This is a genomic window from Chitinophagales bacterium (genome assembly GCA_019694975.1).
GTDB lineage: Bacteria > Bacteroidota > Bacteroidia > Chitinophagales > UBA10324 > JACCZZ01.
On the sequence record JAIBAY010000002.1, the window covers coordinates 662,528 to 687,683 of the forward strand.

Annotated in this window: 20 protein-coding genes and 2 tRNA genes; 9 read left to right on the top strand and 13 right to left on the bottom strand. The window is 43.3% G+C overall.

Annotated elements, in window-relative coordinates:
* Nucleotides 1-10 precede the first annotated feature (10 nt).
* From K1X61_05855 to gap, 3 genes are all read right to left on the bottom strand, one after another.
* Nucleotides 11-1,489: a hypothetical protein gene (locus tag K1X61_05855; protein MBX7108157.1), complete on the bottom strand. Its 1,479-nt coding sequence runs from the start codon at nt 1,487-1,489 to the stop codon at nt 11-13.
* 249 nt (nt 1,490-1,738) lie between these two features.
* Nucleotides 1,739-2,938 (bottom strand): phosphoglycerate kinase, encoded by a 1,200-nt coding sequence (locus K1X61_05860; protein MBX7108158.1) that lies wholly within the window; start codon nt 2,936-2,938, stop codon nt 1,739-1,741.
* Between the two features lie 143 nt (nt 2,939-3,081).
* Nucleotides 3,082-4,095: a type I glyceraldehyde-3-phosphate dehydrogenase gene (gap, locus tag K1X61_05865; GenBank protein MBX7108159.1), complete on the bottom strand. Its 1,014-nt coding sequence runs from the start codon at nt 4,093-4,095 to the stop codon at nt 3,082-3,084.
* A gap of 155 nt (nt 4,096-4,250) precedes the next feature.
* Here gap and K1X61_05870 point away from each other — a divergent pair.
* Nucleotides 4,251-4,322, top strand: a tRNA-Glu gene (locus K1X61_05870).
* A 211-nt stretch (nt 4,323-4,533) separates the two neighbouring features.
* Here the strand turns inward: K1X61_05870 and K1X61_05875 are convergent.
* Entirely contained in the window at nt 4,534-5,127 is a 594-nt protein-coding gene (locus K1X61_05875; protein ID MBX7108160.1) for a DUF2202 domain-containing protein, read from the bottom strand.
* A 421-nt stretch (nt 5,128-5,548) separates the two neighbouring features.
* Between K1X61_05875 and K1X61_05880 the strand changes: the two genes are divergently transcribed.
* Nucleotides 5,549-6,646, top strand: coding sequence for a hypothetical protein (locus K1X61_05880; protein MBX7108161.1), 1,098 nt, complete (start codon nt 5,549-5,551; stop codon nt 6,644-6,646).
* A gap of 714 nt (nt 6,647-7,360) precedes the next feature.
* Here K1X61_05880 and K1X61_05885 read toward each other — a convergent pair.
* Entirely contained in the window at nt 7,361-8,542 is a 1,182-nt protein-coding gene (locus K1X61_05885) for a phospholipase (protein MBX7108162.1), read from the bottom strand.
* A 310-nt stretch (nt 8,543-8,852) separates the two neighbouring features.
* Here K1X61_05885 and K1X61_05890 point away from each other — a divergent pair, with 310 nt between their 5' ends.
* Genes K1X61_05890 through K1X61_05905 form a run of 4 tightly spaced genes read left to right on the top strand, consistent with a single transcriptional unit; the run spans nt 8,853 to nt 11,450 of the window.
* Complete coding sequence (locus K1X61_05890) at nt 8,853-9,032, top strand: hypothetical protein (protein MBX7108163.1); 180 nt, start codon at nt 8,853-8,855, stop codon at nt 9,030-9,032.
* 11 nt (nt 9,033-9,043) lie between these two features.
* Nucleotides 9,044-9,523, top strand: a complete 480-nt coding sequence (locus tag K1X61_05895; GenBank protein MBX7108164.1) for a YbhB/YbcL family Raf kinase inhibitor-like protein — start codon at nt 9,044-9,046, stop codon at nt 9,521-9,523.
* Between the two features lie 2 nt (nt 9,524-9,525).
* On the top strand, nt 9,526-9,912 hold the full coding sequence (locus K1X61_05900) for a hypothetical protein (GenBank protein MBX7108165.1): 387 nt from the start codon (nt 9,526-9,528) through the stop codon (nt 9,910-9,912).
* A gap of 8 nt (nt 9,913-9,920) precedes the next feature.
* Nucleotides 9,921-11,450, top strand: a complete 1,530-nt coding sequence (locus tag K1X61_05905; protein MBX7108166.1) for a hypothetical protein — start codon at nt 9,921-9,923, stop codon at nt 11,448-11,450.
* A 110-nt stretch (nt 11,451-11,560) separates the two neighbouring features.
* Here K1X61_05905 and K1X61_05910 read toward each other — a convergent pair whose 3' ends face one another.
* On the bottom strand, nt 11,561-12,964 hold the full coding sequence (locus tag K1X61_05910) for a T9SS type A sorting domain-containing protein (protein MBX7108167.1): 1,404 nt from the start codon (nt 12,962-12,964) through the stop codon (nt 11,561-11,563).
* A 567-nt stretch (nt 12,965-13,531) separates the two neighbouring features.
* Here K1X61_05910 and K1X61_05915 point away from each other — a divergent pair.
* Nucleotides 13,532-16,174 (top strand): T9SS type A sorting domain-containing protein, encoded by a 2,643-nt coding sequence (locus tag K1X61_05915; protein MBX7108168.1) that lies wholly within the window; start codon nt 13,532-13,534, stop codon nt 16,172-16,174.
* A 138-nt stretch (nt 16,175-16,312) separates the two neighbouring features.
* Here K1X61_05915 and K1X61_05920 read toward each other — a convergent pair.
* A tRNA-Arg gene (locus K1X61_05920) sits at nt 16,313-16,386 on the bottom strand.
* Between the two features lie 254 nt (nt 16,387-16,640).
* On the opposite strand from K1X61_05920, the gene K1X61_05925 reads away from it, so the two are divergent.
* The gene (locus K1X61_05925) at nt 16,641-17,192 is read left to right on the top strand and encodes a YqgE/AlgH family protein (protein ID MBX7108169.1); all 552 of its coding nucleotides are present in this window, start codon (nt 16,641-16,643) and stop codon (nt 17,190-17,192) included.
* A gap of 77 nt (nt 17,193-17,269) precedes the next feature.
* Here K1X61_05925 and K1X61_05930 read toward each other — a convergent pair whose 3' ends face one another.
* The 6 genes from K1X61_05930 to K1X61_05955 all read right to left on the bottom strand — a co-directional run bounded on the left by K1X61_05930 (nt 17,270) and on the right by K1X61_05955 (nt 24,093).
* A complete protein-coding gene (locus K1X61_05930; GenBank protein MBX7108170.1) occupies nt 17,270-17,413 on the bottom strand; it encodes a hypothetical protein in 144 nt (47 codons plus the stop codon).
* A 189-nt stretch (nt 17,414-17,602) separates the two neighbouring features.
* Entirely contained in the window at nt 17,603-21,406 is a 3,804-nt protein-coding gene (gene rpoB, locus K1X61_05935; GenBank protein ID MBX7108171.1) for a DNA-directed RNA polymerase subunit beta, read from the bottom strand.
* Nucleotides 21,407-21,500: 94 nt separating this feature from the next.
* Nucleotides 21,501-21,878 (bottom strand): 50S ribosomal protein L7/L12, encoded by a 378-nt coding sequence (gene rplL / locus K1X61_05940; GenBank protein MBX7108172.1) that lies wholly within the window; start codon nt 21,876-21,878, stop codon nt 21,501-21,503.
* A gap of 105 nt (nt 21,879-21,983) precedes the next feature.
* Nucleotides 21,984-22,508: a 50S ribosomal protein L10 gene (gene rplJ / locus K1X61_05945; GenBank protein ID MBX7108173.1), complete on the bottom strand. Its 525-nt coding sequence runs from the start codon at nt 22,506-22,508 to the stop codon at nt 21,984-21,986.
* A gap of 1 nt (nt 22,509) precedes the next feature.
* Nucleotides 22,510-23,316 (bottom strand): 50S ribosomal protein L1, encoded by an 807-nt coding sequence (gene rplA, locus K1X61_05950; protein MBX7108174.1) that lies wholly within the window; start codon nt 23,314-23,316, stop codon nt 22,510-22,512.
* A 336-nt stretch (nt 23,317-23,652) separates the two neighbouring features.
* Complete coding sequence (locus tag K1X61_05955) at nt 23,653-24,093, bottom strand: c-type cytochrome (protein ID MBX7108175.1); 441 nt, start codon at nt 24,091-24,093, stop codon at nt 23,653-23,655.
* 100 nt (nt 24,094-24,193) lie between these two features.
* Between K1X61_05955 and K1X61_05960 the strand changes: the two genes are divergently transcribed.
* Nucleotides 24,194-25,135 (top strand): toll/interleukin-1 receptor domain-containing protein, encoded by a 942-nt coding sequence (locus K1X61_05960; protein MBX7108176.1) that lies wholly within the window; start codon nt 24,194-24,196, stop codon nt 25,133-25,135.
* The last annotated feature ends 21 nt before the right edge of the window (nt 25,136-25,156 follow it).

A 25,156-nucleotide genomic window follows, 5' to 3' on the forward strand; every position in this document is an offset into this window, starting at 1 on the left:
ATGCGTGGCTTTAAAATGAAATCATATTCACTGAAAATGGCCTGAGCGAAATCGTGCCTGCGCTGCTTGTGCTTTCTTCCACTTCATAACTGTTTAATGATGCGGCTGACACAGTGCTGATGGCAAACTTTTTACCGGAAACAGCGGTACCATTTATTTTTACAGCAGGAAAATTTACGGTATTCCCTGTTTCATTAATCAGCATCATCGTGTATTTGCCGTTTTCACTGCACACTATTCCGGTTACGCCCGACCCTCCACTGACCGTCATATCATCCACCTGCTGATTTCCGCTAAACAGCATTCCGCAAGCTTTAAGCGTCTTATATATATTATCCGCATCACCCTTTCCACCATCACCGCGATTCAGACTTTTTAAAGGCATGAAAGAAGCATAACCAATAAAATTACCGTTCGCTTTATTGTAGCCAATCATGAACTCATAAAATTTCGCGATATATAGACAACTCAGCATCGTGTTGTACATGGGGTTCTTTGACTTGATGCCCCACTGGCAGAATGACACTTTTTTGCCCGGGAAAGAGCTTTTGAAAACATTTAGCCATTGAGGTATGGTTTGTGCAAATGCCTGGTTGATCTGATCAAGGCTTATGGCATCACTTTCCTTCGAACCAAACAGGTCCTTATCCCATATATATAATCTTGCTTCATCACCGGGTATGCCTTCGAGTTGCTTATTCCACGCAGCAAACTTTGATGTTTGTTTATATACCGGTGCACCATCAACCACCGTTATGATTCCCGGAAATTTCCTTTTAACGGAATCAATCCAGACTGAAATCTTTTTACGGTAGGCGTTACCATCCGGAAAATCATAGTTGTTGCTGCTGATGTTTTGTTCCATGCCAAAAATCACGCGCTGTGCATTGGCACGCTGAATTTTCCAGTACAATTCCGGCAGCGTTCCGCTTTGCACATTTGCTATCACATCACCACGGATATTGAGTCTATGTAACAGGGCACAATACTGGTTAAAAAAATCAACGCCGAATTTTACATTGCCGACGCCATCCAATATTCCATCCATCGTTCCGCCTCTTGCTTCCACATCCTCTCGCCTGATGTTGTACCCATCACCTTTTCCGCCTTTAATCAACGTATCACCAATGATCACATGATCATGATCTGATGTGCTGCCACCACTGTATTGCAATGAATTCAGGTTCAGTGCCTTTATCCATGAATAATAAGGCTCAGCGAGAATATCACGGCCGGTCATCCCTTTGCCAAAAAAAATATCAATGACGCATCCGGAATGAATCTGCTTATACAACGGAACCGCTTTACTGGTGGTAATGGATATTACCGCATCACCGGAAAAAATCTCCGCAGCAGGCGCTGTCGCATTTTCAGCCGGTGTGCCTGCCATCTTATGATGCTTGCCATGGCCTGTGGATTTACAACCGATGGAAACTGTCAGGATAAAAACAAGCAGTTGTACACTTCGCATCAGGTTTAGTCTTTTCATATTCATTGAAAGGGATTTAATCAAAGATAAAACTATGCAATTCGAAAAACAACAATCAAAAATCCCAATTCCAGGTTTCCTTCACCTTACAGCATGAAGCATGACATTAGCATATCAACAACCGCAGCTATCCTGCGTTTGAACTTTCAAATATTCTTAATTGCAAATTGAAGCAATCACTTCTGCATGCAGTTGAACGAGTATCAATGCCGGATCGAATAGCCCGGGGCTCCAGCATTTTTAATCATGTTACCCATTCTGGATGGCTGCAACGCCGGGTAACACCTTACCTTCAAAATATTCAAGCATCGCTCCTCCTCCGGTAGAAACATAGCTTACCTGATCCGATAATTGGAATTTGTTGATGGCAGCAACAGAATCACCACCACCTATCAGGGAGTATGCCCCTTTTGCAGTTGCTTCCGCCACAGCCAAAGCAATACGCTTTGTGCCTTCCTGGAAATTGCTGAATTCAAAAACACCCATTGGCCCGTTCCATAAAATGGTTTTTGAATCCACTATCACTGTTTTAAATGCTTCAATAGCTTTGGGGCCAATATCCAAACCCATGAAGCCGGATGTTATGTTATTGCTTTCACATAATCCGCGGTTTGCCTCATTGCTGAAAGCATCTGCTGTAACGGAATCGGCAGGCAACAACAGCTGAACACCTTTCTCCTCCGCCTTTTTCAACAAGTCAAGCGCATGTCCAAGCCGGTCATCTTCACAGAGTGAGTTGCCGATATTTCCGCCCATAGCTTTGAAAAAGGTATATGCCATGCCACCGCCAATAATGATATTATCAGCTTTCTGCAGTAGTTGCTCAATGATCAGGATTTTGTCTGAAACTTTTGCTCCGCCAATAATCGCCGTGAATGGCTTTGCTGGATTCTTTATTGCCTTGTCGGCATTTTCCAGTTCAGAAGCCATCAGCAAGCCGAACATCTTCCGTTCAGCCGGGAAAAAATTGGCCACGATGGTAGTGGAGGCATGTGCACGATGTGCAGTGCCAAATGCATCGTTCACATATACATCACCTAAAGCCGACAACTGTTTCGCAAAATCTTCATCACCCTTTTCTTCTTCCGGATGAAACCGCAGATTTTCCAATAACAACACATCGCCGGGCTGCAATGCGGCTGCGGCACTTACGGCTTCAGAGCCCACACATTCCGTCACAAACTTCACCGGGCGATTCAACAGTTGAGCCGTAGCTTCCTGCACATGTCGCAATGAATACTTCTCTTCAGGCCCGCCCTTTGGCCTGCCAAGGTGCGACATCAGGATCACTGATCCTCCATCAGACAAAATTTTGTTGATTGTAGGAACAGCACCGCGAATCCGCGTATCATCCTTTACAGCAAAAGTCACTTTATCAAGCGGCACATTAAAGTCAACCCGTAGCAGTGCACGCTGACCGGCAAAATTGTAGGCATTAACAGTTTTCATCTTAAAAAAGTACTTTGAACAAATTAATTAAATGCATTGCCTGCTTGCGACAACATCCTACTCCAGTCACACTGGGTGGTTAAAAGAAAAAATGGTTAAACAGCCTTAGAGTGCGCCGTTTAACCATTGAAAAAATCACGCATTTATTTGCTGATCAGTCCGGCAAAATATTTTACGGTACGCACCAGCTGTGATACATAACTCATTTCATTATCATACCACGAAACTGTCTTCACCAATTGTTTATCACCCACCGTCATCACCTTGGTTTGCGTGCCATCATAAAGGGAACCGAAGGTGATACCAATCACATCGGTACTTACGATTTCATCTTCAGTATAGCCAAATGATTCATTGGAGGCTGCTTTCATGGCTGCATTCACCTCATCTGCCGTTACTTTCTTACCAAGAATAGAAGTCAGTTCAGTCAATGAACCGGTGATGGTTGGCACCCGCTGCGCATTGCCATCCAGTTTGCCCTTCAGTTCCGGCAGTACCAGCCCAATTGCCTTGGCAGCGCCGGTGCTGTTGGGAACGATGTTGGAGGCGGCAGCGCGGGCACGGCGAAGGTCTCCCTTAGGATGCGGTGCATCCTGTGTATTCTGATCGTTTGTATAAGCGTGAATGGTAGTCATGATACCAACCTCGATGCCGAATTTATCGTTGAGCACTTTAGCCATCGGCGCCAGGCAATTGGTAGTGCAGGATGCACAGGAAATGATCGTTTCGCTGCCATCCAGTATCTGGTGATTTACATTGAAGACAATAGTTTTGAGATCACCTGTTGCAGGGGCTGAAATCACAACGCGTTTTGCACCGGCAGTGATATGCGCTGCAGCTTTATCTTTATCAGTGAAGAAACCGGTACATTCAAGCACCACATCCACTTCATGACTCTTCCAGGGTATGTCAGCTGGATTTTTATGTGCGTAAATTTTCACTTCATCGCCATTTACGGCAATGGAGCTTTCGCCTGCGGTTACGGCTGCATCAAAGCGACCTTGCGCAGAATCATACTTCAGGAGGTGAGCAAGTACTTTAGGACTGGTTAAATCATTGATGGCTACAACATCAATACCTTCCATTTGGTAAATCTGCCGGTATACCAGGCGTCCGATGCGGCCGAAACCATTGATGGCTACTTTAACAGTTGACATTATCGAGTACGGATTTTATGGGTGATTGAATGAAAATTGAGCCGCAAATGTAAGTAAAGAAGTGCTGAACCTGAATGAAATATCAAAAATATTAATGACGGTCTTGTTCTTCAGGAAACAAAAAAAATTATCTTTGCGACCTCAATTCCGGAAACGGCGCGTTGGTCAAGGGGTTAAGACGCCTCTCTTTCACGGAGGAATCAGGGGTTCGATTCCCCTACGCGCTACAAAAGCCGCCAAGCTTGAACTTTGGCGGCTTTTTTTTGAAAATGTGCCTTATCGAAAGTGTTACGGACCCTCTGAACGCTTATCCTGCATTTGCTTAACCACCATCATATCGGCTTAACTGCTAACCGGGAATTTTCAAACTTCGGATCAAACAAGAAATCACATGCTTAGAAAGGCAGCTGCCCGCAATCATGCATTAATGCTTGTTTTTCAGATACCTTTTCCTGTTCCGGCCACTTTGTTATTCCTGATATTGCTATAGTCGGTTTTATCGAGGTAGGCAGGCTGATAGGTTACACCTTGCTTCTCCAGATTTTGCACAAAAGCATTTAAGTGATTGGCGGAGTATTGAAGAAGATACTTGTATGTTCCGGCAATTTCCTTGATGGTTGTACCGGCAATGCCATTTCTAAGGTCAATAATATCCTTCTCTTCCATATTGGCGCTTGCTTTCAATGCGGCTTTTAAACTGCCATTGCCAATTTCAAGCATTTCATTGTACTCTGCCTGAATACTGCTGTCAACAAAAACACCTCTGGCATCACCGGTCCGGGCAATTGGATCATCCAATTTGTATTTTTCAATCAGCAAAAGAATCTGCGACATGTGATAAGTTTCATTTTCGGCAATATTTGCAAATACTTTCTGATTCCATTTTTCATTCATTGCCAGGTAAAAGTCACGGGTCATCTTTTCTTCTTCCCGCATCCGGAGTATGGTATTTTTTTCATCCTGAGAAATCATCTGAGCCAGGGAGGCAGAACTTGCTATCGCAAATAAAACTGCCAGTATTATTGATTTCATGATCTTTAATTTTGAGTAAAATTAATTTTGCAGGAAGCCTCAAATACTGTCATTCATCATAAAGTCACCTGATTATTATCAGTGATTCCATACTGATCATGTCATGATTCCCCTCTGAATGTGGAATCGGTTTCACATTATATCCTTTCTCACCTGCTTTTATTTACAGCCATATGTCATCATGATCAGCTATAGTTGGTGTCAACGATAGCTGATCCAAAAAACCTATTTTCCTGTGATACGCTTGTGAAATAGATAAGCGGTAAGATTATTGACAGCGCTATGAAAATATTCAGGATAAATAACAACATGAGGCAATATGCGCTAATTCAAAAACCATGAGATTAATCACATTTTCTGTTGATGTCATTCAGTTATTTTGTGATGGAATGAAAATAGTTTCAAAAAACAATTTCGGTATATGAACATCAGGAAAATGAATGAGATTCTGGAAGTGGCACAGGCAGTTCCCTACCGGCCTGCGGTTTCCATCATCATGCCATTATCCGCCAGTATCGGTTTGACTAAAGAATTTCTGCATTCAGTCAAAAGTATTATTGCAAGGGTTGAAAGAGAATTATTAGCTACTTATCCCGCAGACCTTGCGGACACAGTAACCGATAAAATCAGGAATCTGATTAATAACCTTACGATCGATACGGCCCGGAAAAGCATTGCCATCTTTGTTTCTCCCGTTTATGAAAAGGTCATTTACCTGGACATACCCCTGGAAGAAAAGATTATGATTGACGAAACGTTCGCAATCAGGGATCTTGTATATGCTCAGGATCAGGCTGCAAGTTACCTCCTTTTGCTGCTGAGCGGAAATGAAAGCCGCCTGTTTCTTGGCAACAACGAATCAATGCTGAAGATTGATGCAGGTTTACCTGAATCAGCGGAAGCATTTGAAAATGATATAGCGGAACGGGTGGCCAACTTCTCAGATATGTCAGACCGGAAAGAAATTGTGATGGAAAAATATCTGCATCACATTGATCAGGTATTGGGGAAGATACTGCAAACGTACAGGTTGCCGGTTTTTGTGATGGGAACATCCAGGATTGCCGGGCACTTTAAACATCTCACGAAATATGCAACTGATATCCGGCATTACATACATGGCAACTTCGATGCCTCCAATATTGAAACTATAAGTAAAGCACTGTTGCCTGCCATACATGCATGGCAGGAGGAAAAGCAAAATAAGATGCTGCAAAAGGTACAGGATGCCGCCGATGAAAAAAAGCTGGCTGAAGGCATTCATGATGTTTGGCGGGATTCCATCAATAACAACGGCCGGCTGCTGGTGGTGGAAAAAGACTATTCTTATGTTGGTTATCACGGAAGTAATGAAACCGTGATTGGTAATGCTGCTGAACTTTCCGGTGATTCGGGCACCATTAAAGATACTGTTGACCTGATAATAGAAAGGGTATTACGTTTTGGAGGAGAAGTATCATTTGTACAAAATGATGCCTTGAAATCGCATCGCCATATTGTGCTGATAAGGTTCTATTAACCTTTCATTTCCGGCATTTACCCCTTTGCCTGAATATGGCAGGAGTTTCTGAAACCGGAAACACTCATTTAACCTGTCATCGCCGTTATTTCCAGGATGAACTATCTATCCTTCCAATAGTGGAAATGACAGAGTAACGAACTCTTCATTCACTAATAATCCATAAAACTCACCGGACAAAAAAAAGCCCCGCCACCCTGAAGGCGGGGCACTAAGCCAGCTTAAAAAATGAATACTGGCTAATTTGCAGCGATACAAACCGCTGTCGGCTTAGTTGGCTTTTTGAATAAATTCAATGAACAAAATTTCTGCATCCGCTCTAAGCCATATCTGCACTTGTCAACAGTCAATCATATTCACCCTACAAAATTATTTACGCGAAAAAAGCAAAACAAAGACTTTAGTCATACGTGGTGATGATATTAATCATACTATGCAATGCTGAAGAGTGATTTGCAACAGTCATGGAGAATGTTAACGCGTTGACCGCTGCATTTCACATTTCCGGGAAGATTGGTTGACTGACTTTTCCATAAGACAGTTTTACCAGATAATATGAAGTCGCCATCTTTTCAAGCTATTCTTCAGATTTCTTAAAAAAACCAAACATCAGTGTTGCAGCGTTTGCGCTTGATTCAGGTACAACTCCAAAATCATCGTTTTCAAACTTCAATGCAGGAACAATCGCAGTATATTAAGTCGCAGTGCTGATGTTTACTTTTTACGCTTGTAGTAAAATGTCAGCATGAAAAACATGAGCCGGAGCAACTGATAAGATGACCAGCGGATCAACTGGCTGAAAATATTCTTATGCTTATGGTGTGTTTCCGGCGTAATGGCAATGCAGTCGTTTTTTATGAACCTATCCATCATCTGTACCACATCTTTTGCCAGTATTGCATCTTGTACGTCGATGTTTAATTCAATGCTTGCATAAGCGCTGAGCTTATTGATGTTATATGAACCTACCGTGAACCATTCTCCATCACATACTGCAATCTTGGCATGCAATACCTTTGGCTGATACTCATATAACTCTATACTGTGCCTCAATAACCAGTCATACAACCAGCGTTCGGCATGTTTGGATAGCATGACGTCTGACGGTCCGGCTGTAATTACTCTGATCCTTACGCCACGTTGTGCAGCTTGCCCCAGCAGCCGGCGTATCGTTTCGCCGGGGAGAAAATAACTGCACATGATAGTGATGTTTGATTGTGCCAGCCTGATCATTTCAATGTAAGAGGCAGAAATCTGGTTCTTCCGTCGTACCCAGTCATTACGCCGCATGCGGAGATTACAACTGTTCCCGTGTACCAAGTCAATCACTTTATTTTGCCTTTCGCAAGGCGTAATACCCATCTTCAACGGGAAACTCTTCCATGTTTTCCAGCATAACACGCAAAGCTCATTAGCCACAACACCTTCGGTAAAAAGTGCAAAGTCAAGCCAGGCCGGTTTATCATCCAGATCATTATAGTGATCGGCTATATTTATTCCACCCACCAATGCATACCTGGAATCTACTACCATCACTTTATGGTGCATACGCCTTCCGAAATAGAAGTATTTGCTTCTGACGAGGGGTTCAAAAAACCTGAAGTGAACGCCGGCATCAGCTAACTGGCTTAACATTTTTGCGGAGAGGGATTGCGAAGCATAGCCGTCGGCCATCAGGTAAACTTTCACCTTTCTTGCCGCAGCATTTATCAATGCATCGGCTACCATTGTACCTGTTGTATCTTCCCTGAAAATATAGGTTTGCAGATGAATGGTATCTTTGGCTGAATTGATTAATGACAGCATAAGATCAAAGTACTCTCTTCCCCCTTTCACCAGCCTCGCCGTATTAAGAGCAGAATAACTTTGTCCGGCAATATATTTACCACGAGCCATCGTTTAATTTTTTCGCTGTGTCATGCATGATTATATATTATGTACTTAGACGCATTTATTAAGGTGTCTATCAGCAGTATCAGGCTTTCCTCCTTTTCAAACGTTTTTCCCTTTCTGCTTCCACAAAATAACTGATATAGTCATCTTTCCATTGCATGCAATATCAGCACTGCATCTCCAACCGAGTTACCTTCCGGTGCATCAAATGCCTATGACCACAATCATCATAAACTTTGACAAAAATCATTTTTAAAGTGACTTCCGTTTGCGTGATTTACCTCCTGATTGTTGGATTAAAGCGGCAATGATCATGGCAAAAAAGGAAAAACCGGCAGCACCAACCATAGTTCCGTCAAAGCATCAGGCAATCGAACCGCCGGTCGACCCGGAAGATCCGATGGTGCCCGCAGCAGATGAGGTTATCCCGGATGATGAAGCATCTTTTGAATCTCCGCCCTATGAAATGCCTGAACCAGGTGAAGGACCATAACATGTAATACTATGCAACAACCGTCAGCTATAAGGGCTGTTGACTACAAAGAACTGAAGGTTATCAGTCCGGTGTTTCAGCACGAATCATTGATCCCTTCGAAGTACACCTGCGAGGGTGAGAACATCAGTCCGCCCCTGCAGATCAGTTTCATTCCTGGTGAAGCAAAAAGCCTGGTGTTGATCGTGGACGATCCGGATGCACCAAATGGCTCATGGATGCACTGGCTGGTATGGGATATTCCGGTAACACATCTGTTGAAAGAAGGTGAAGTGCATGGCATTGAGGGAATCAATGATTTTAAACAACACCGTTATGGCGGACCATGCCCGCCTTCAGGCACTCACCGGTATTTCTTTAAAATATATGCTCTTGACAAATTACTGAAATTACCAACCGGAAGTACAAAAGCGCAATTGGAAAAATTGATGAGCGGTCACATCCTTGCCTTCGGCGAGCTCATCGGATTGTATAAAAGAAAAATGCTCTAAAGATGAAAACCTTCCTCAACCTGTTACTTGGTTTCGTAGCGATGTCCGCAACATTTTCAGGCCTGCTGCTCATCATTCATCCCGATGGATCCACGCTTAACTTGTCTACCAGCCTGCTCAGCGGCACTCCATTTAATGATTTCAGTATACCGGGCCTTATTTTATCTGTAGTGGTAGGCGGAACGCACCTGGCAGCCATAGTACAAAATATGAAGCATGCCACCTCCCGATATAACTGGAGCATGGCCGCCGGAATCGTTTTGGCCGGATGGATCATTGTTCAGCTGCTGTTGATTGGCGAAACGCACTGGCTGCAGTTACTCTATCTGGTCATCGGCGCACTAACCATTTTTGCAAGCTACCAGTTAAAAGGAAAATGGGCGGTATGAAAATGCTTATGATGATATCCGTTGAGAAAAAGAATGACAGTATCCAAAAAAATCCTGTCAACATTTCACCACCTGCTAATTTAAGCGATATGGTCGCGCTACCGGATCTGATACGGCTTCAGCAACAACTGGAAGATATTGATGCGGACATGAAAAAAGCAGAGGATCATTTCGGTGGTCTAATCGCCAAGGTTCACCCGGCCAATGCTCTTAATGCGGCCAATCTCCTGCATTACCTGGCGCTCCGGAATTTAGATGTAAGGAAACTGCAAGACGATCTGCATTCCGCAGGGTTATCATCGCTGGCAAGTGCAGAGAGCCATATACGCGGACAACTGCTCAATATCCTGCACAGGCTGGGCAGTGATAAAAGCATCACCGAGGATATCTTCGATTATGAAAGCAGTAAAAAATCGCTCTTGCAAAAAGCATCCGGATTATTCGGAGAGCGGCAGAACGAACAGTTGCCCTATATCATGGTTACTTTCGATACCAAACTGGCCGATGACTATGCTGCCGTTAAAAACCTGCTGCAATCAGGAATGAATGTTGCGCGGATCAACTGCGCACATGATGATGAAAGCACCTGGTTCCGGATGATTCAGCACATACGCCGTGCATCTAAAATGACCGGACTCCCCTGTAAAGTTTATATGGATCTTGCAGGCCCGAAAATCAGGACTGCATTAAATGGCTTTAAGAAACTGAAAGTAAAGGAAGGCGAACACTTGTTGATCACGGATGAAACACAATTGAGAAAAAATCAGGACGGGGTTATAGGCTGTACGATTCCGGGCATTGCAAAACAACTGAATGCAGGCGAAAGAGTATTGTTTGATGATGGATTAATTGAAGCAAAAGTGGAAAAGACCACAGGCAACACCGCTACGTTGCAGGTCATGCGTATCTCCAGTAAAAAACCTTTCATCAAAATCGAAAAAGGAATCAACTTTCCGGATTCCACCCTGCTTTTTTCAGCGTTAACCGCGTTCGACCGTGAATGCCTTCCATTTATTCTTAAGCATGCTGATATGGTAGGATATTCTTTTGTACGCAATACAAAAGACATGATGGAACTGCGGGAAGCAATGGGGAAAAACAAAAAAGTTTCCCTGATCATTAAAATTGAAACACCTGAGGCCGTGAAGAATCTTCCTTCCTTATTGTTCTATGGGTTGCAGGAAGAACACCTCGGAGTTATGATTGCAAGAGGTGATCTTGCGGTAGAAATAGGTTTTGAACGGATGAGTGAAATTCAGGAAGAGATCTTATGGATATGTGAAGCGGCACATGTGCCGGTGATATGGGCAACACAGGTTTTAGAGACACTTAACAAATCCGGCATAGCTACCAGGTCAGAAGTAACAGATGCTGCGCATGCGGCTATGGCCGATTGCGTTATGATCAACAAAGGACAATTCATCATTCATGTAATTGAAATGCTGCGAGACATATTCCTCCGCAGCGGTGGTCATCATGTTAAGAAACGTTTCACCTTCCGGCCATTGGCGATAGCCACCAGGTTTATGGCTCAATGAGCTTTGTTAGTATATAAATGAAGGACACAAAGGAAAGGATTCTATTCATCCAAACTTCCTGCTGTTTGCTTAGATATGACAAATCTAACCTTGTGGTGGTACTCTACTATTCAGTCTTTCATCAGGATAATAGGTTTCTTCCACCCCTGCTCATCAGCCGTTAGGAAATAAACCCCATTTGGAAAAGCAGACAGATCGATATCGGCAGCTTCGTTATTGATAGCAATGCATTGTATTGTGCGCCCATAGCTGTCGCTAATTTTTATTCCAACTTCATGGTTTGGTGTGAATTGTCTTATCAGGAAATGACCTCCAGAAGGATTTGGATAAACTTCCAATTGGTGATTAAGTGAAACATGATCACCAACCGGAACCTGTTGCATACCATTAGCATCTGTCTTGATAAAATAAGCATCTGCATCTCCGGCGCCATAGCTGAAGGTCAATCCCACGGCAATAAATCCGCCATCCATGGTGGGAATACCTTCATAACCTGCGTCACCCATGAGTCCACCGTATAATTCCTCCCAAATGGAATTCAGGTTTTCATCGGTTTTACGCAGCATGAGTTTGTTAGCTATCGCACCACAAATGAAAAACCCGTCTCCGGATGGATATATTGAATACTCCTTTGCTGAATTACCGGCAATGTTATAATTGAAATCCATAATTTTTGTAAACAGGGTATCCAGCTCTTCATCGAGTCGTAAAATCCATGGATCAAATGAAAATGATTGGCCCCAGGTTGCTGAACAGATATAACCACCTGCAGGTACCGGTTCAATGGTGATGGCTGCTTCTGCTGTTGGCGCCTCATACATTTTACTGATCAGCAAGGTGCCATCTTCGGCATACTTTCTGGTCAGGGCATTGAAAGTTCCTGAAAAAGTGTAGCCGGCCACAACATATTCATGCTGCGAATTCTCGCAGGCATACATGAAATGACTTGTTGCAGCAGATGGCAAAGTATCACTCCATAGTGTGTTTCCCTCTTCATCAATCTTCAGAATCACTCCAATCGTAACGCCTGAAACGATCCACGCACCTGATAAAAGATAATTGCCGTCGGAGGTGACCAAAACATGTTTCAACTCATCGTTTCCGGCTGATCCCCAAGTTTTGCTCCAGATTAAATTACCCTCCGCATCTGTTCTCACCAGATACCAGTTGAATCCTGAAGGTGTTCCCGGGCCATAAGAATACGTATTACCTGCAATCACAAATCCATCATCGGGAGTTATTTTGATTGCACCATTAGTAAACTCACTTCCTGTTCCACCATAATGTTTCATCCACAGCGTGTCACCATATTTATCAGTTCGCAGGAGCAGGATGTCGGAACTGCCGTTACTGAAGCTCCAGGAGCGTCCAAGTATTACATAGCCACTGTCAGCCAACTCAACAACACCTTTGGCTTCATCCGACCCTGTGCCGCCAAGCCATTTTTCAAAAGTAATTTGTGCATGGGCGGCATTTGCAAATACAACGAGCAACAGGAAAAAAAACCTATTCATGCGGGAACGCTGAGATCTATGACTATTCTAATGCAGCGCAAGAATACAAAATTGTCAAAAAAACCAACTCGCCTCGTTAGCAGGCAAGGTTTGAGGAGGCGAAAGAGTGCGCATTCAGGTATATGAATAAATTATTCGCATAGTATGACATTAACGTAATGCTTTCCACGTGAATCTGCTGATCAGCAAGCACTCCCCGTTTAGCGCATGCATCCGCTTGTGTTCTCCATTATACAGCGTCCACCATTCATTCAGGTCTTTTACTATTAACCATTACTAAAATATAATTTGAAGCGAGTAAAAATTAATGCTGACCACAGAAATCCTCGTCAAACTGAGCATCTTCGTGGTAAGATTACTGCGGTGTAACTTTTTTACGATGCGGATAAAAAGATTTGAATAGCTTTAGCTATGTAATGCTAAATCATGGCGGTGGAAGCACACGTTTGAAAAGCGGACGCTTTTAAATGGAAGCCACAAACGGACGCTTACGCCAAACGGTGAGGCGGCCGGGAAGCATATCAGCTCACTAAATTAACATGTAAAAAAGCAACGTAATTACATTTTATGAAAATAACCCAACTACTTGTTCTAATATGCTCTATTACCATAGCATCGCATGCTCAAATTACCACTAAATGGATTAGAGACATTGATTATGGCGAGCCCGGTTTTGATTCAATTACTATCAGCGTAAACTTAAAAGAAGATATCCAGGGTAATTATATTGTTTTATTGGATGGGGATTACTTTACAGCTAACAAGGAAGGTATTCATTTGCTTAAATTAAATAAGTATGGTTTCGTTGTTTGGAAAAAATCCTTTCTCACCAATCATGATATAATTCATAATACAACTCTTTTACCTTACAAAAAGCAAATTATGGATGTTGATTCAATTGGGAATATATACGTGCTTGCCCATGGAAAACAAAATACAGACACTGCACACTTAGTAAAAATTGACCCGGCTGGAAATCTGTTGCTTCACCGAGTAGATTTTGTACCGGGTGGCGTAGTAGATTATATATGGGGATTAAGAGTTTGTTTTGATAACAGCATAATAATTGCACGACGAAACACCGGTTCAAATTTCACAGTTATCAAATATGATGATCTGTTTAATTTATTATGGAGTACCGATATCCCAATTGGAACATCTTCTATCCAGGATTTGACAAATATCACATGGGATAACAATCAGGTCTTGCATATTGCCAATGGCACTCGATTAGTGCAAATGGATTATGCAAATGGCAACATAATAAGTAATAACACAACCATTCCGTTTCCGGTTGGGTTAGGAACATTTTGGATGAATGATGGCGATAACTTTTTTCAAACCTGGAAACCGGGAACATCCAGTCCTTTTGGAAGTTACACTTTTGATACACAGCTAAATCAGTTAGCTTACAGAACCAGTCCGGTTAGCCAGATGATAATGCATCGCAATGTTGACGGTACTTTAATTGAAAATTATTTCAATGGTATAGACTCCTCGCGATTTAATAAAATAGATGTTGGCGGCAATCTTGTACAAACTATTTCCATACCGCAAACATCACTAAGTACACTGCCGGCCTGGATTGCCACCAATGGTTTTTTTGATAAAACCAATAAAGACTTTTATGGAATTTGGCTGCACGGAAGTAAAAAACAATTAGAGATAGCGCACCTTGATTCAAATCTTAACTTTTTAGGTGTTATCAATAAACCTGTAATTTATCAAAATGGAGGCACACAAATAAATCACATTGTCAGCAATGATTATGCACGAACATTGGTTTCAATCAACAAATTTTTTAACCCTTATAAATATTGCTTTACCCTTTACAATTTTTGCAATACCTGTATAGATAATTTGCAGGGCAAAGCTTTTATTGATGCCAACAGCAATTGTGTTTACGATTCCAGCGAAGTTGCAATTACTAACCTGATGATTGATGTTGCCAATGTTGGATTAGGTTTGCCGACCGATACAATGGGAAATTTTTCTTATGAACTTCCTGCGGGCAATTATCAGCTTACACCTGTGTTGCCTGGAACACTTACAAGCACATGCGCAACTTTTCCTTTAAATATTAACCTGACTGACACTACTGTTACGGAACAGCATTTTCCCCTACAGATTGATTCAACGTATCACGATTTTTCTGTTTCTTCGGTTGCGCTCACACCGGCTGTTCCCGGTAATGCATATCAGTTTTTGGTTATTTTAAGGAACCACCAGTTCTTTACAGATTCAGCATCGGTCAGCGCAACAATTGATACGCTGTTTACTGTAGATTCCATTTCTATTTTGCCATCAGCCTTAACTAACCAGACGTATGTGTTTAATAACCTTACACTTCAAGGGCAACAGGATTCATCCATAATATTTTACATGACTGTTGATACGCTTGCGCAGTTGTTTGACACCGTTTATTTTCAATCATACGCTGCCGGCCTTAATGGCGATAACAACTCCTTAAACGACACCTCACACTTTACTGATTTTATACTTTCATCTTTTGACCCTAACGATAAACTCGTGTATCCATCTGGAAATATTACGGTTAATGATTCTGTCTTGCGATACACCATTCGTTTTCAGAATACGGGAACTTACATGGCGAAAAATGTTGTGATTTTAGATACGCTTGACAACAACCTTGATTTCTCTTCACTGGAATTTTTATCAGCAAGTCATAACTACACCATTAAGTTTATTGATAATAATGTTCTTGAAATAACTTTTGCGAACATAAATCTGCCAGACAGTAACAGCAGCGAGCCGTTTAGTCATGGCTTTTTTATATACACGATCAAACAAAAATCGGGGCTTGCACCGGGTACACAGATAGAAAACTCGGCTGCTATTTATTTTGATTATAATGCACCGGTAATTACAAGTAGTGTCTTCAATACAATTGTTAACCCTGTAAGTGTTTCTGAAGTATGGACAGAAGACTTCAAGCTGAAGGTATTTCCAAATCCGGTATTAGGAGAAGAATTTTTTGTTGAGTTTGTCAGCCCCAAATCACAGCTTATTTCCATTTCATTAACCGATATAACCGGCAGGCTGATTGATAAAAGCATGCAGCAGATGTGCTCTGCAGGTACGAACAATTTTATAATCAAAAAACCGGCTGTAAGCGGTGTTTATTTTATTGCTGTAACGATGAGCAATGCTACCGTAAATAAAAAAATTGTTGTTTTAGATATAAGATAAGTTTTTCCATGTTTGGCGCAAGCGTCCGTGTCTGTTGTCAAACTAAGATAATGGTGTTTATAAGATCATAAGTTTTGTAACCGGGTATAAAAGAAAAACCCCTGTAAGATTTTCTTAACAGGGGTACAGTGAAAGATGTGATCCCGGCAGGAGTCAAACCTGCAACCTTCTGATCCGTAGTCAGATGCTCTATTCAGTTAAGCTACGGGACCGTGTTTGTTGTTGGCTAATAGCTATTTGTTATTCGGCTATGCACTTTCGTGAGCTATCAATAACAATTAACTATTCACCAGTCACCAATTACTATTCACTATTCACTATTCACTAAATCAAGGTTGCAAAAATAAATTTAATTTCCGAATGAATACACTGCCTTCACAGTTATTCACATCTTAAAAAGCGCTGCCTGTTTTTTTTGGAGTTTCAAGACCGATGCAGTTACTTTATCGCACTAACCTGTTACATCATGGAAAATGTTGCATCCGGGAAAATATTAATTGCAGAACCCTTTATGGAAGATCCTTATTTCAAAGGTGCGGTGGTGTTTCTGTGTGAATGTAAAAATGAAAATGCATTCGGACTTATTCTGAACAAGCCCACAGAAATGAAAGTGCATGAAGTGGTGGAAGATTTTCCGGTAGTGGATAACCCGATCTTCTATGGCGGACCGGTACAGCCCAACACGCTACACTATCTTCACAAACGTGGTGATTTGCTCACTGACAGTACAAAAGTGCAGGATGGCATCTATTGGGGTGGCGATTTTGAAAGATTGATTTTCCTGCTTGATACCAAACAGATTCAGCAACATGAAATCCGCTTTTTCTTCGGTTACTCCGGTTGGGAGGAAGGACAATTAAACCGCGAAGTGGAGGAAAACTCCTGGTTCATCGGTAATGGATCAGCCGAGTATCTTTTTGATGCAGACCCGAAAGACCTGTGGCGCACTGTTTTACATAACATGGGTGACCGTTACCAGGTTATTGCCGACTTCCCGGAAAATCCAAGCCTTAATTAATCATCCGACGTTTTATCAGTTGTTAGTTTCAACTGATCTGTTTTCTCCCTGAGATCAATACTCTGCCATAATTATTTTCAAAGGTGAAGGAAGTCGAGCAATCCATTCAGCATACTTTCGCCATATTGAAAGAGGAAAATCACAATGCCGATATAGGCGAGCATACGCAAAATAGTCTTCCAGGGTATGCGACGGCGACGGCGTGAACTTCTTTTTCCCATGATTCGCTGCTACGATTGGTCAAATGTAGGGTAATTTTATTTTTGGCTGCGCACGCTTACGAAAGAGGATTCGATCAATACCATAGCTGCCAAATAACCGTTTGTTCAAATGAAAAAGCCATCTTGCTTTCACAAGATGGCTTTTCACTATTCAAAATTCCGGCGTGGAAAATTTTCAGTAATGAACTACTAATCAAACTTCAGGTCGAGTGCCAGTCCCCTTAATTCATGCACCAGTACGTTAAAGGATTCAGGTACATTCGGCTTCGGAAGGTTTTCACCTTTTACGATTGCTTCATACGCCTTTGCCCTTCCTACGATATCATCAGATTTGATGGTCAGCAGTTCCTGCAGAATATTTGATGCTCCGTATGCTTCCAGTGCCCAAACCTCCATCTCACCAAAACGCTGTCCGCCGAATTGCGCTTTACCACCCAATGGTTGCTGTGTAATCAGGGAGTAAGGCCCGATGGAACGTGCATGCATCTTGTCGTCCACCATGTGTGAAAGTTTCAGCATGTAAATCACGCCCACTGTTGCAGGCTGATGAAAACGGTCGCCTGATTCGCCATCATACAGGTACGTTTTGCCCAGGGTTGGCAATCCAGCCTTATTGATGTAACCCTCAATCTCCTCAATGGATGCACCATCGAAGATGGGTGTGCCAAACTTAACACCCAGTTTCAGACCTGCCCATCCCAAAACAGTTTCATAGATCTGACCCAGATTCATACGGGAAGGTACGCCCAATGGGTTGAGCACAATATCAACAGCTGTACCGTCCTGGAGAAATGGCATGTCTTCATCACGCACAATCTTGGCAACAATTCCCTTATTTCCATGACGTCCGGCAAGTTTATCACCCACTTTCAACTTGCGCTTCTTGGCCAGGTAAACCTTTGCGAGTTTTAATACACCGGAAGGCAATTCATCCCCAATACTGATGTTAAACTTCTCCCGCTTGTAACGACCTACTTCTTCATTGTGCTTGATCGTATAGTTGTGCAGCAACCGCTTGATCAGTTCGTTGGTGTGGTCATCATTCGTCCAGTTACCCTGGTCAGCTTCCTGGTAATTGATATCATTCAATACCTTCACTGTGAACTTCACTCCTTTAGCTACCACCACTTCTTTATACACGTTGGTGATACCTTTGGAAGTTTTATCCTTCAGCAATTTCATCAGCTTCTCAATCAGGGTTTCTTTGATGATGCTGATCGCTTTAGCGTGTTCCTTCTCGAGTTTCTCGAGCAGGATCTTCTCTTTCGCCTTGGAGGTTTTATCCTTCTTTGCGCGGGAGAACAGTTTCTTGTCAATCACCACACCTTCTGTTGAGGGCGGCGCTTTCAGCGATGCATCCTTCACATCACCGGCCTTATCACCAAAAATCGCGCGCAGCAGCTTCTCTTCAGGGGTAGGGTCACTTTCACCTTTAGGCGTAATTTTTCCGATAAGAATATCGCCTTCCTTTACATGAGCACCAACCCTGATAATACCAAAATCGTCGAGGTTGCGGGTAGCTTCTTCGCTTACATTTGGTATGTCGGGTGTCAATTCTTCTTCACCTAATTTGGTATCGCGTACTTCCAGTTCATACTCTTCAATGTGTATGGAAGTAAAGATGTCTTCGCGAACAATGCGCTCACTCAGCACGATGGCATCTTCGAAGTTGTAACCTTTCCATGGCATGAACGCCACCTGCAGGTTCTGGCCGAGTGCCAGTTCACCATCCTGCGTGGCATAGCCTTCACAAAGAATCTGACCGGTCTTTACCTTATCACCTTTCTTCACGATTGGCTTAAGGTTGATACAGGTGCTTTGGTTAGTCTTCTTGAACTTTAACAATTTATAGACGGTACGACCGGTATCGAAGCTGGTCATATCCTGTTCTTCCGAACGCTCATAGTTCACCACGATCTCTTCGGCATCCACATATTCCACCACGCCATTTGTTTCTGCATTGAGCAACATGCGGGAATCAACTGCAGCTTTGCCTTCAAGGCCCGTACCGACAATCGGTGATTCAGGTTTGAGCAACGGTACAGACTGACGTTGCATATTTGATCCCATCAGCGCACGATTAGCGTCATCATGTTCAAGGAATGGGATGAGGGAAGCAGACAGACCAACAATCTGGTTGGGCGCCACATCCATATATTCCACTTCGTCGGGGCTTACTATCGGAAAATCACCCTGGTGACGGCTCTTGATGCGTTCTATCTGGAATTCACCTTTATCATTAATAGGAACATTCGCCTGTGCAATTACCTTTTCATCTTCTTCATCGGCAGAAAGGAACTCCACCTTTTTACGCAATTCCACTTTGCCATCATGCACTTTCAGGTAAGGCGTTTCAATGAAGCCCATACGGTTGATTTTTGCATGCACACATAAAGTGGAGATCAGGCCGATATTAGGCCCTTCCGGTGTTTCGATGGTGCAAAGGCGGCCATAGTGCGAATAATGTACGTCGCGTACTTCAAATCCGGCGCGTTCGCGGGAAAGTCCACCGGGACCAAGCGCCGAGATGCGCCGCTTGTGGGTGATTTCCGCTAACGGATTGGTTTGATCGAGGAACTGCGACAACTGTGATGTTCCGAAGAAGGAGTTGATCACAGAAGAAAGAGTGCGAGCGTTGATCAGGTCGATTGGTGTGAACACCTCATTGTCGCGTACGTTCATGCGCTCGCGAATGGTGCGTGCCATACGTGCGAGGCCTACGCCGAACTGAGCATACAACTGTTCGCCCACTGTTCTTACACGCCTGTTGCTCAGGTGATCAATATCATCAACCACCGCTTTATCATTCACCAGTTGCACGAGGTATTTCACAATCGCTACAATATCCTCTTTCGTCAATACCTTCGTATCAAGCTCAGTGTCCTTTCTCAACTTCTGGTTAATCTTGTAACGGCCCACTTCACCAAGGTCATACCGCTTATCAGAGAAAAACAACTTCTCAATAATCCCGCGGGCTGTTTCATCATCAGGCGCATCCGCACCGCGCAACTGGCGGTAGATATACTGAACGGCCTCCAGTTCTGAGTTGGACGTATCTTTCTGCAAGGTGTTGTAGATGATAGAATAATCAGCACCCACGGCTTCTTTCTGCAAAATAACCGTATCCACTCCTGTTTCCAGGATGCTGGCGATATCATCTTCCGACAATACCGTATCACGTTCGAGGACTACTTCATTACGTGTAATCGTTACCACTTCACCCGTATCTTCATCCACAAAGTCTTCATTCCAGCTTCTCAATACACGAGCTGCAAGCTTACGGCCGATGGCCTTTTTCAGATCGGCTGCCTTCGCCGGAATCTCATCCGACAATTCAAACAGCGTCAATATTTCTTTATCCGTGTCCCAGCCAATTGCACGAAGCAAGGTGGTGACAGGAAATTTCTTTTTACGGTCGATGTATGCGTACATCACATTGTTGATGTCCGTTGCAAATTCCATCCAGGCACCTTTAAAAGGAATTACCCTTGCGGAATAAATGCGTGTACCATTGGGGTGAACGGACTGGCCGAAGAATACTCCGGGTGAACGGTGCAGTTGAGATACCACTACCCTTTCAGCGCCATTAATCAGGAATGTGCCTTTGGGTGTCATGTAGGGAATATTTCCCAAAAACACGTCCTGCACAATCGTTTGGAAATCGATGTGCTCAGGATCGTTGCAACTGAGGCGAAGCTTGGCCTTGAGCGGCACGCTATGCGTCAACCCGCGTTCGATACATTCTTCAATCGTATAACGCGGGGGATCGACGAAATAATCCAGGAACTCCAGTACGAAGATGTTGCGTGCATCACTGATGGGGAAATTCTCAGTGAACACACGGTACAAACCTTCGTTTCTCCGGTTTTCGGGAGTGGTTTCTAACTGGAAAAAATCTTTAAAAGACTGAAGCTGAATACCAAGCAAATCAGGATATTCAAGTTTAATCTGTGTCTTGCTGAAATTGACTCTTTCGTTAGTCTTTGATGCCATTTGATTTTTTTGAAACCTTTATATGAGTTAAAAAAGGGAATCAGGTTTCCCGTTTAATGCCGGAAAACCTGATTAATAAATCAAAAAGGGAATCTTATTTGACTTCAACTTCGGCACCGGCTTCGATAAGCTTGGCCTTGATTGATTCAGCTTCCTCTTTGGAAATACCTTCTTTAACAGGTTTCGGAGCACCGTCCACCAGGTCCTTAGCTTCTTTCAGGCCAAGTCCGGTGAGGTCTTTCACCACCTTTACAACGGTTAATTTCTGACCACCAGCTGCTTTCAGAATAACATCGAAAGCTGTTTTTTCTTCTACTGCTGCGGCTGCCGCACCACCACCACCGGCTGCCATTACGGGAGCGGCTGCAGCGGGTTCAATACCATAGTCATCTTTCAGTATTTTGGCGAGTTCGTTCACCTCTTTTACCGTAAGGCTAACCAGTTGTTCAGCAAATGTTTTTAAGTCTGCCATTTTGTTTTGATTTATTGATTCGCGAATTGATTGATTGATAAAAAACCGTCAGATGATGATCAGGTAGAGGAAGCTTCCCTTTAGCATCACAGCCGGGCAAAGGTTTTAGTTTTGTGGACGGTCTTCGAGCGTTTTCAGGATACCGGAAAGTTTCTGTCCGCCGGATTGCAATGCACCAATAACGTTCTTCGCCGGTGACTGCAACAAACCGATGATCTCACCGATCAGTTCATGTTTGGTCTTCAGCTTCGACAGTTCGTCAAGGTTGTTATCGCCTATATAGATTGCACTGTCGATGAATGCGGCTTTCAGCACCGGCTTATCACCCGTTTTTCTGAATTCCTTTATCACTTTGGCGGGGATGGAACCCGTTTCGGAAAACATTACGGATGTCGGGCCATGTAAAGCGTCAAACAATCCATCATAGCCGGTACCTATAGACTCAAGTGCTTTTCTGATGAGTGTGTTCTTAGCCACTTTAAACTCAACGCCCTGTTTAAAACAGATACGGCGCAGCTTATTGATCTGCTCCACGTTTAGGTTGGATGCATCGGCCAAGTAAAAATTTGTTGCTTTAGAAAACCGCTCTGTGAGCTCAGCAATCGCTACTTTCTTGGTTGCCTTATCCATGTTAGTTCATGAGGGTTTTAGTGTCAATAGATATAGAAGGACTCATGGTGCTTGCCATGTACACGCTCTTCAGGTAGGTGCCTTTGGCGGATGAAGGTTTCATCTTCACAACGGTATGAATAAGTTCGTTGGCATTTTCGAAGATTTTCTCCTTCGGGAAAGAAACGCGTCCGATGGAAGCGTGGATGATGCCCTGTTTATCAACCCGGAAGGCGATCTTACCACCTTTTACTTCCTTAATAGCATCGGCTACGTTATCCGTTACTGTGCCTGACTTAGGGTTTGGCATCAGGTTACGCGGGCCAAGTATCTTACCGAGTTTGGCTATCTTGGGCATTACGCTGGGGGTAGCGATGATGACATCGATCTCCGTCCAGCCTTTTTCCACTTTTTCCACGAATTCCTGCAAACCGGCATAATCGGCGCCGGCTTCTTTGGCTTCCGCCTCTTTATCAGGATTACAGAATACCAAAACGCGTTTGGTTTTTCCTGTTCCATGTGGAAGGTTTGCTACGCCACGGATGGCCTGGTCAGCTTTGCGGGGATCTACTCCAAGCCTGATGTGCAGGTCAATGGAGGCATCGAATTTCGGTGTTGAAACTTCCTTGATCAGGTTCGATGCATCCGACAAGGTATAGGTCTGTGTGCTCTTAATTTTAGCATTGACCTGTTTGCGTTTCTTTGTTATCTGCAATGGTTTTCTGGTATAATTAATGAGGTGATCCCAAAAATGGGAAGGCAAAAGTAAGGAAAGAATTGGAAAAAACAACGAAAAATGTAAAAAAACCTTGATGCCCTTCAGAACCATTTCCTCCTATTCTAGACATTCTTCAACTCCTCGTAATGAGGCAATCCGTTAAAGCATGCAGACTGTGATTACGGCACCTGGTAAGAGTGTGTTGTTTTGAATAAGTGAATTCAGAACGCATTAACAGTTATGGCTTATATCATCACGAGCATAACAAGGCTGGCATCAGTTATTACAACGCCACAGGCAAAGTGCTTTTTCGTAGGTATTTCTTATCGCAAATATCAGGTAAAATGACGAAGGAAATAGCTTGCGAACAAAACAGATTTAATCAGTAGGGTTCAATTGCAGCCGAAAAACGTAACCATATGCATGTAACCTTACGGCATCAAAACATCAATGTTGCTGCCGGCCCGGCAATGAATCCACACTGACCATTGGCATCATACTACCACGGTGACAGGTAACACAAGTGATATGTTCCATATTTCCCCGGTCCATCTTATCCAGATACTTTGTGTTGATGGCCTTCACCATTCTCATCATTTCACGGGCTGTGCTTTTTTCCGGTTTCGCATCGCTGGCAAAATCAAAATCCATCTTGCCATCAGCCGTTGGTGTCCCAGCATGGCAGGCGCCGCATTTCACGCCCAATGCCGCTGAGAAATTGCGCATGGTTTTAATCAGTTCATCATGAGAAATGTCCTTTGGCAACACCTTAAGATTGGTTGCTTGCGGGTGTTCATCTTTTGTCGCCTGCCCCGCTGTATTCAGTATGAGGAAGGAAGAAATCATAAACAGGATGATGGCTGTTTTAATGACAGAAGTCGCTTGCATGGTGAATATTTTTAGGGTAAAATAGTAAATTGCTAAAACCCTGCCTGCTTATGTTAAAATTACCTGTTAACTTAACCTTTCTAAAAAAGCAAGGGGAGCAATGAAAGATTTCTTCATCAGCTATAACCATCATGATAAGGCATGGTCGGCGTGGATTGCCTTTACGCTGGAAAAGGCAGGTTATAGCACCTTCTTCCAGGACTGGGATTTCAGACCGGGTGATAATTTTGTTTTGAAAATGCAGGAAGCTACGGTAAACTGTGCAAAGACTATCGCAGTACTCTCTAATAATTACCTCGCTTCCATTTTCACGCAGCCTGAATGGGCGACAGCATTTTCCTTAGATCCGACAGGCAAGGAGAAGAAACTGATCCCTATAAAAATTGAAGCCTGTATGCCGGCCGGATTGCTGAAGAGTATAGTCAGTTGCGACCTGACCGGACTGGATAAAAATTCGTGCAGGGAAAAATTGCTGGATGCCGTGAAAGAAAACGTACGTCCGGAGACCGAGCCCGCCTTTCCCGGCCCGCCGGATGAAATACAGAGGTTCAACTTCGATCCTATGTTATCAGTGGCAATGTCAGCACCTGCTGATGCAGCGCATCAGCTGAAAGATTTGCTAAAAACCACCAGCGTCACCTTTCTTGCACAGGCGCAGTTACGCGATGAACTTTACCAGGCAATGACCATAAGGCTGCAAATCAAGGAACGGCTGGAGTATGAACCGTTTTTTATGAAGTATTACAGCAAGATGAATAAAGAGGAAAGACATCTTTATTCTATCGTCAGGGCCTATACCAAAGATGTATTGTATGAATATAATCAGAAGGCGCTGGAACTGATACAATCAAATCGTTCCCTGATTGCTCAGATCCCGCAATTACAGGACTTACATGATCACCTTGAAGTTTGGCTTAGCAAATTCAGGGCTGATTTTGAATCTAAACCGGAGATGTGCCTGGTATATGTGGGTGTGCATGAGAAGGTTCCTTTTCCCAAAGGTATTGAGGCTGAACTTGACAATTATATCGCACAACAGTAGCAGCATAAAGCTCTATGAATT

Bases quoted from the DNA above. Each gene is read 5' to 3' on its own strand.
- K1X61_05855 (MBX7108157.1), bottom strand. From the start codon at position 1,489: ATGAAAAGACTAAACCTGATGCGAAGTGTACAACTGCTTGTTTTTATC.
- K1X61_05860 (MBX7108158.1), bottom strand. From the start codon at position 2,938: ATGAAAACTGTTAATGCCTACAATTTTGCCGGTCAGCGTGCACTGCTA.
- gap (MBX7108159.1), bottom strand. From the start codon at position 4,095: ATGTCAACTGTTAAAGTAGCCATCAATGGTTTCGGCCGCATCGGACGC.
- K1X61_05875 (MBX7108160.1), bottom strand. From the start codon at position 5,127: ATGAAATCAATAATACTGGCAGTTTTATTTGCGATAGCAAGTTCTGCC.
- K1X61_05880 (MBX7108161.1), top strand. From the start codon at position 5,549: ATGAACATCAGGAAAATGAATGAGATTCTGGAAGTGGCACAGGCAGTT.
- K1X61_05885 (MBX7108162.1), bottom strand. From the start codon at position 8,542: ATGGCTCGTGGTAAATATATTGCCGGACAAAGTTATTCTGCTCTTAAT.
- K1X61_05890 (MBX7108163.1), top strand. From the start codon at position 8,853: ATGGCAAAAAAGGAAAAACCGGCAGCACCAACCATAGTTCCGTCAAAG.
- K1X61_05895 (MBX7108164.1), top strand. From the start codon at position 9,044: ATGCAACAACCGTCAGCTATAAGGGCTGTTGACTACAAAGAACTGAAG.
- K1X61_05900 (MBX7108165.1), top strand. From the start codon at position 9,526: ATGAAAACCTTCCTCAACCTGTTACTTGGTTTCGTAGCGATGTCCGCA.
- K1X61_05905 (MBX7108166.1), top strand. From the start codon at position 9,921: ATGATGATATCCGTTGAGAAAAAGAATGACAGTATCCAAAAAAATCCT.
- K1X61_05910 (MBX7108167.1), bottom strand. From the start codon at position 12,964: ATGAATAGGTTTTTTTTCCTGTTGCTCGTTGTATTTGCAAATGCCGCC.
- K1X61_05915 (MBX7108168.1), top strand. From the start codon at position 13,532: ATGAAAATAACCCAACTACTTGTTCTAATATGCTCTATTACCATAGCA.
- K1X61_05925 (MBX7108169.1), top strand. From the start codon at position 16,641: ATGGAAAATGTTGCATCCGGGAAAATATTAATTGCAGAACCCTTTATG.
- K1X61_05930 (MBX7108170.1), bottom strand. From the start codon at position 17,413: ATGGGAAAAAGAAGTTCACGCCGTCGCCGTCGCATACCCTGGAAGACT.
- rpoB (MBX7108171.1), bottom strand. From the start codon at position 21,406: ATGGCATCAAAGACTAACGAAAGAGTCAATTTCAGCAAGACACAGATT.
- rplL (MBX7108172.1), bottom strand. From the start codon at position 21,878: ATGGCAGACTTAAAAACATTTGCTGAACAACTGGTTAGCCTTACGGTA.
- rplJ (MBX7108173.1), bottom strand. From the start codon at position 22,508: ATGGATAAGGCAACCAAGAAAGTAGCGATTGCTGAGCTCACAGAGCGG.
- rplA (MBX7108174.1), bottom strand. From the start codon at position 23,316: ATGGTTCTGAAGGGCATCAAGGTTTTTTTACATTTTTCGTTGTTTTTT.
- K1X61_05955 (MBX7108175.1), bottom strand. From the start codon at position 24,093: ATGCAAGCGACTTCTGTCATTAAAACAGCCATCATCCTGTTTATGATT.
- K1X61_05960 (MBX7108176.1), top strand. From the start codon at position 24,194: ATGAAAGATTTCTTCATCAGCTATAACCATCATGATAAGGCATGGTCG.